The sequence below is a fragment of the Salinibaculum salinum genome (assembly GCF_037645885.1).
Classification (GTDB): Archaea; Halobacteriota; Halobacteria; order Halobacteriales; family Haloarculaceae; genus Salinibaculum; species Salinibaculum salinum.
Genome location: NZ_JBBENW010000041.1, coordinates 1 through 5,012 on the forward strand (window position 1 = coordinate 1; position 5,012 = coordinate 5,012).

Below are 5,012 nucleotides of genomic sequence, written 5' to 3' on the forward strand. Positions count from 1 at the left end.
ATCAAACGATCATTCCGCGAAGGCGTCGAAAACCTCATCTCCTGGGCATTGAACAGCCCGAACCGAAGCACCGACGAGCTAATGCAAGAAATCGAGGGTATCTTCGTCTAACGTGCGAAGTCAAGTACTTACGCGTGTCATCCTCAAACCCAGACGACTGGCCGCGTATTACTGATCTTGCCGGTCTGGATGCTGAGGATTTCAAGTACCGCAACACGCAGTTCCTCAAAGGCGACACCGTGTATGAACAAACTGGGCACGAGACATTCGAGCAGCTTCGCCGTCAAATCTGGAACGTGCGAAATAGTGACCTTCGCGAAGTGTTCCGGCAGTTCCCACGTGACGACCCTCTCCGTGAGCAGTGCGCGGGATGGATGCATGCCGTCGTCGGGAACCACTTCTTCCCCGACGCGAACCACCGCACTGCTGTCGTACTCCTTCGACGATTACTCCGACAGAACGGCATCAACTACCGAACGTGGTCACGCTCTCGATTAGCGGCAGTCCGTGACAAATCCCACACAGTCCGAGGTGAGATTGAACCAATACGGTTGGATACGCTCTACCAGCGTGACCGACTCTATGACGTGTGGCTCGAGTTCTTTGAAGAGGAACTGGTCGTAACGACTGAAGAGTGATTACTCGTCGTCAGACTCGTCGGCAAGGACTGCGTACAGGTCCGCGTTTTCTTCAACATCGCGGTCCATGTCACGTTGGGCTTCCCAGTTCACAGGCATCAGTGAGTGAATAAATGATTCACACAGGCTTAGGGATTTCGGAGAAACACCTGTTCTATCACCGCTTCACATAATCAAAGTCGTCGAAACCCCACTCAGAGAGCACCGACACCACCGAGTCCAATCATCACCAAAACCAACGTGACGAGTACAGTGCCCACGACAAGCGGCGTATTTTCCATTGCCTTCTCGTGAATGGCCATCTGCTCGTATTCTTTGCGGAACGCCACCAAGTTCTCCTCGTCGTAGAAATACTTCGTCCGGAGCGCAAACCGCTCGGTAACGGCACAACCCGTACAAATCGGCTTCTTCTCCAGTCGCTCGGTCTTGGTGTGGCCGGGGCAGTTGATGCTCCCGCAGTTGGCACAGTACGTGTAGTCGGTACTCTGATCTTCGGTGTCACACTGGACACAGCGGTGAATTCCATCCTCGACAGTCACGCGTGACGGACCAGCAGCGTAGTATTCCAGCGGATAGGAGTACTCGCCGAGGTGGGTTGTTTGGCGCACGTCTGGCAGGTAGACAGGCGTAATCGACTGTACAGAGATGTCCGATTGATTGGGCTCGCAGGTTTTGTTGTAGGTGACATTGTTGTCGCCTGTGTAGGTGACCGTCGTCGTGTGGCGGTCGCGCAGTCGGTCGACAGCCCACTCCTTGTACTCGGTTTCGGTCTGGCCGAAGCGATGTACGTCGACGGTATCGAACACGTCGGTGAATCCGTCCTCGTCTAGTTCTGTCGTTTGGCGGCGGTTCTCCTCGATCAGTCGTCGGACGGAGCCTTGCATAATCTCTGGTCGACCACGCTCGGCGTGGACGACGAAGCGATCCCGCTCATTGACGCGGTGGATGACGCCAACCGATGTCTCGAAGACGGCGTCCACGTCGGCAGTGATCAACACGACTGGCTGAAAGTCAGCTTGGGAGTCTGGTTCTGGAATGTCCGCACGCTCAATGTTGTCGATGTCGCGGAACGCTTCGTGGACCGGCGCGTCCACGCTTGCAGTCGGGTCGAACGGTCGGAGCGTCTCATCGCAGATAATCTCGATGCGTCCGTTGTAGAGGTCCAGCCCGATTTGTTCTGCAATCTCTCTGAGATCGGTCCCGTCGATAAGTTCGATTGGATGAGAATCACAAGCTTGCTGGAGGCTCGCGGCGTACTCCTCGGCAGGACCGGTGAAGCGCCCCGTCGTGACGACCATCCCACGCGTGGGCCCGTCAAAGTCGAACGTGGCGACCGCTGAGTGGAGTTTCTGGACGACGGGACGACCAACGCTGTCAGTGTGCTTGCACTCGACGACGACCGCGCGTCGCTGGCCATCGACGACTTCCTCCATCATGACATCCCGGCCCTCGTCGGCGGTCTTGCTGGCCTGCCGGACGTTCTCGTAGCCGAGGTTGCGGAACACGTCCTCCATCAGGTCCTCAAACTCGAACCCCGAGAGGTCGTCCAGCAATTCCGCGTTGCTCATCGATTCTGTCGTATTGTACGCCAATCAAATAGGTTTGCGTCTCGATTACGTCTTTGAGCGGCCGTCCGGAGTCACTACCTGATGAGTCCAATCATCGCGAGCAACGTGGTTCGGTCAGTTCCGTGAACTTGTCCTGAAATGCGCTGTCAGAAACATCGAACTCATCGTCAGCCACTCACAACCGTGAATTTACGCGTCTAAACAAGGCCGGTAAGACAGCCACCACGTCTGGATTCCTACCAGGCGTTTTGAAGTTTCAAAAACCGCCTTCTGAACATCTAAAATCCTGAAAATTCCTGAAATATCACCTATTTATAATCCTCCATAGAGCCATGGGGAACGCATGAGCCAGTCAGAGGAAGACACCGGTGATCCACGATCCGGGCTACCGAGCCAGGAGAAACAGAGGCAAAGCATCCTCAACGTTATCGAAGAGGAAGATGCCCCTTGGGTAGCCGTCTCAACCCTTGAAGACCGACTCCCGTACGAGTGTTCGCGACCGACAATCGAAACGCGACTTGAGGAGTTGGAATTACAGAACGAAATCAGAGAACGCCCCTTCAATCCACACGCGGAGTCGTCGACGAAGCTCTATCATCTGGTCCATGAAGAGACCGAGTGGATGGCCCCTCCGGATGCAACGCTACTCACAGAGCAGGAAGAGCAACTTATAGAGAATTTACGAGATGAGGAAGACGACTTGCCTGATCCACAGTACGTCCGACAGCCATACGAGCACCACTTGTTAGATACTCGAATTGGCGACTGTTTCTACCAAGGCCACAATTTCTTCGGTGATCTCGCTCTCGCAGGGTTAGGACTCACAATCCCTCTATATATTGCGTTTGAGATCGCGAGCATCCTCCCAGTGTCGCGAGGAAGCATCGCCATCGTACTTCTCTTCTCGATTCTTGCGACGATGGTTGGTTGCTTTGGGATTCTCGGGTCGGCTGGATTCAAACTCGCTCGGGAGGCCACACAATGACAGTCACAGGAGCATTCTTTTTTGGTCCGCTGACGCTGCTAGCGTTATTGATCGGCGGTGCCCCACTCACCATCGAGAATTTTCCGCTGTACGTCGCGGGGGGAATTGGGACGGTATTCTGGGCGGTTCTTGCTGGCGTTGTTGGGTCGCTTTTCAGCTGAGTACGACTTAGATGTTTAGATGCCTGTAGGGAGGACAATCGGATCACTGCCCATCGGTTTTAGTCATCTTCTGGATCGGGCTGGCCTACCAGCAGGAATTCAAACATCTCCAGACCTATCGTACAGTCCGAGCCACTGCATACCCTATACCCAGCACCACACCGACAAGATGTCCGATCACGTCAGCCTGGCCAACCGGCACGAGGTTAGCGTACTGCCCGACTGAGTAAACGACGAACGCCAGTGGGATGACCACCATGGTCACCCTCCAGCATGCACGTAATTTCGCTGGCTTACGCAGGGCGTGGTCCATCGCTTCCAGTTCCTCCGGGTCCCAATGGGCGAGGTACAAATGTGTTCCGTAGAAACCCACGAAGGCAAGTGCGCCGCCACTGGCCCCAAGAGTACTATTGCCCGTTAGCGCCGTACTGATTGTCACCGATGCTAACGCCGTCGTGACGAAGAAACCAATCACCTCAACACGACGCATATGTTGCTCGCTCTCGCCGGCGAACAGCCAGATGAAGGCGACGTTCCCAAGGATGTGCGTCACGTTGGCCGGGAGGTCGTGCGAAATGATTGCGAGGAACAGTCCCGGCGAGAATTCGGGGAACGACTCTGTCGTGAAAGCCCACTGGAATTGTTCAACTGACCAGCCGAGCAAGATAACCCCGATCTGGACACCGTACCACAGCAGGATGATGAGTACCAACGCCTGTGTAGCCAACCGATTCTCGAACGTACACCGCCGACGGAATTCGTTGACGAGAGCTATCCATGGTTGAGTTTTGATACCGTTCATTGTTCTCCCCACCGTGTGCAAAGGGCGAAACTGTCTGGCTTCGCGGACATTTCAATCCGGTCAACGGTCGCAGGCCTCAAAAGACAATATCACCGTTTACAGCACCTCTATAGGAATTTGAAGTCACAAATCCGATCTCGAGATTTCCAAAATTCACTCATCTTCTCACAGTCCATCGACGTTTTAACCAACAAGTACGGACAGAAGCCGCCCGTGTTGGTTAAGCTTGCCGACGCTGCTCGTGTCGTCTGATATCCGGTAGCTTGGAGTCATCTGTACGAAAAGTCCGAATCACTCTAGAATTGTCACGTAGAGGTATGGGAGATTGGTCTCGAGTAGCGCGATAATCACGACTAGCACCATCGACGACTTTGGGTATGCCGCTGGCGACGGGTGGGCGCACGCGCCGCTCCCCGCGACGAGTTCGCACCAGGTCACCTACACCGTCTCGCCGAACGGGGTTGTCGACTACAACGATCTCCGCCGGCATGCGGTCTACATCGGCAATCTGACGAAGGAGACCACACAACTGGGTTGCCAGACGCTTGCCCTCTACACGACCCAAGGACTCAGCATCGACAGCGAGCGGGTGCTGACGTCGCTCCGGAAGTCAGCGAGTCGGTATGCACCGGGCCAGCGGTATCGGACTGTCAGGCTGGTCATTTCGCCGTGGAACATGACGACGAACACCGGGTTTGCGCGTGGAAACTACTCGGTCGTAAGTGCGACGACCATTCGTATTCGGTTAAGACGTGAAACCAGCATACAGCGCTGTATTCACCTCCTCAAGAAGCGTCTGGCGTGATGGAGCTGGTTGCCTCGCCTCCTGATACCACGTGTTCGGGAGATTCGGGTCGT

Annotated in this window: 6 protein-coding genes; 4 read left to right on the top strand and 2 right to left on the bottom strand. The window is 55.1% G+C overall.

Annotated elements, in window-relative coordinates:
- Positions 1-134: 134 nt before the first annotated feature.
- Complete coding sequence (locus WDJ60_RS18670; protein WP_340102296.1) at positions 135-638, top strand: hypothetical protein; 504 nt, start codon at positions 135-137, stop codon at positions 636-638.
- Positions 639-832: 194 nt separating this feature from the next.
- On the opposite strand, the gene WDJ60_RS18675 is transcribed toward WDJ60_RS18670, so the two are convergent.
- A complete protein-coding gene (locus WDJ60_RS18675) occupies positions 833-2,206 on the bottom strand; it encodes a restriction endonuclease (protein WP_340099179.1) in 1,374 nt (457 codons plus the stop codon).
- 343 nt (positions 2,207-2,549) lie between these two features.
- On the opposite strand from WDJ60_RS18675, the gene WDJ60_RS18680 reads away from it, so the two are divergent.
- Both WDJ60_RS18680 and WDJ60_RS18685 read left to right on the top strand, forming a co-directional pair.
- Positions 2,550-3,191, top strand: a complete 642-nt coding sequence (locus WDJ60_RS18680; RefSeq protein WP_340099180.1) for a hypothetical protein — start codon at positions 2,550-2,552, stop codon at positions 3,189-3,191.
- Entirely contained in the window at positions 3,188-3,352 is a 165-nt protein-coding gene (locus WDJ60_RS18685; RefSeq protein WP_340099181.1) for a hypothetical protein, read from the top strand. Before WDJ60_RS18680 ends, WDJ60_RS18685 begins: the two co-directional genes overlap by 4 nt.
- A 115-nt stretch (positions 3,353-3,467) precedes the next feature.
- Here the strand turns inward: WDJ60_RS18685 and WDJ60_RS18690 are convergent, their stop codons facing one another.
- Positions 3,468-4,154, bottom strand: coding sequence for a rhomboid family intramembrane serine protease (locus tag WDJ60_RS18690; protein ID WP_340099182.1), 687 nt, complete (start codon positions 4,152-4,154; stop codon positions 3,468-3,470).
- A gap of 325 nt (positions 4,155-4,479) precedes the next feature.
- On the opposite strand from WDJ60_RS18690, the gene WDJ60_RS18695 reads away from it, so the two are divergent.
- Positions 4,480-4,959 carry a hypothetical protein gene (locus tag WDJ60_RS18695; RefSeq protein ID WP_340099183.1) on the top strand — a complete coding sequence of 160 codons (480 nt, stop codon included), beginning with the start codon at positions 4,480-4,482 and terminating at the stop codon, positions 4,957-4,959.
- Positions 4,960-5,012: the final 53 nt, after the last annotated feature.

What these genes read in the sequence shown, in the direction of transcription:
- WDJ60_RS18675 (WP_340099179.1), bottom strand. Translation starts at nt 2,206, where the DNA reads ATGAGCAACGCGGAATTGCTGGACGACCTCTCGGGGTTCGAGTTTGAG.
- WDJ60_RS18685 (WP_340099181.1), top strand. Translation starts at nt 3,188, where the DNA reads ATGACAGTCACAGGAGCATTCTTTTTTGGTCCGCTGACGCTGCTAGCG.
- WDJ60_RS18690 (WP_340099182.1), bottom strand. Translation starts at nt 4,154, where the DNA reads ATGAACGGTATCAAAACTCAACCATGGATAGCTCTCGTCAACGAATTC.
- WDJ60_RS18680 (WP_340099180.1), top strand. Translation starts at nt 2,550, where the DNA reads ATGAGCCAGTCAGAGGAAGACACCGGTGATCCACGATCCGGGCTACCG.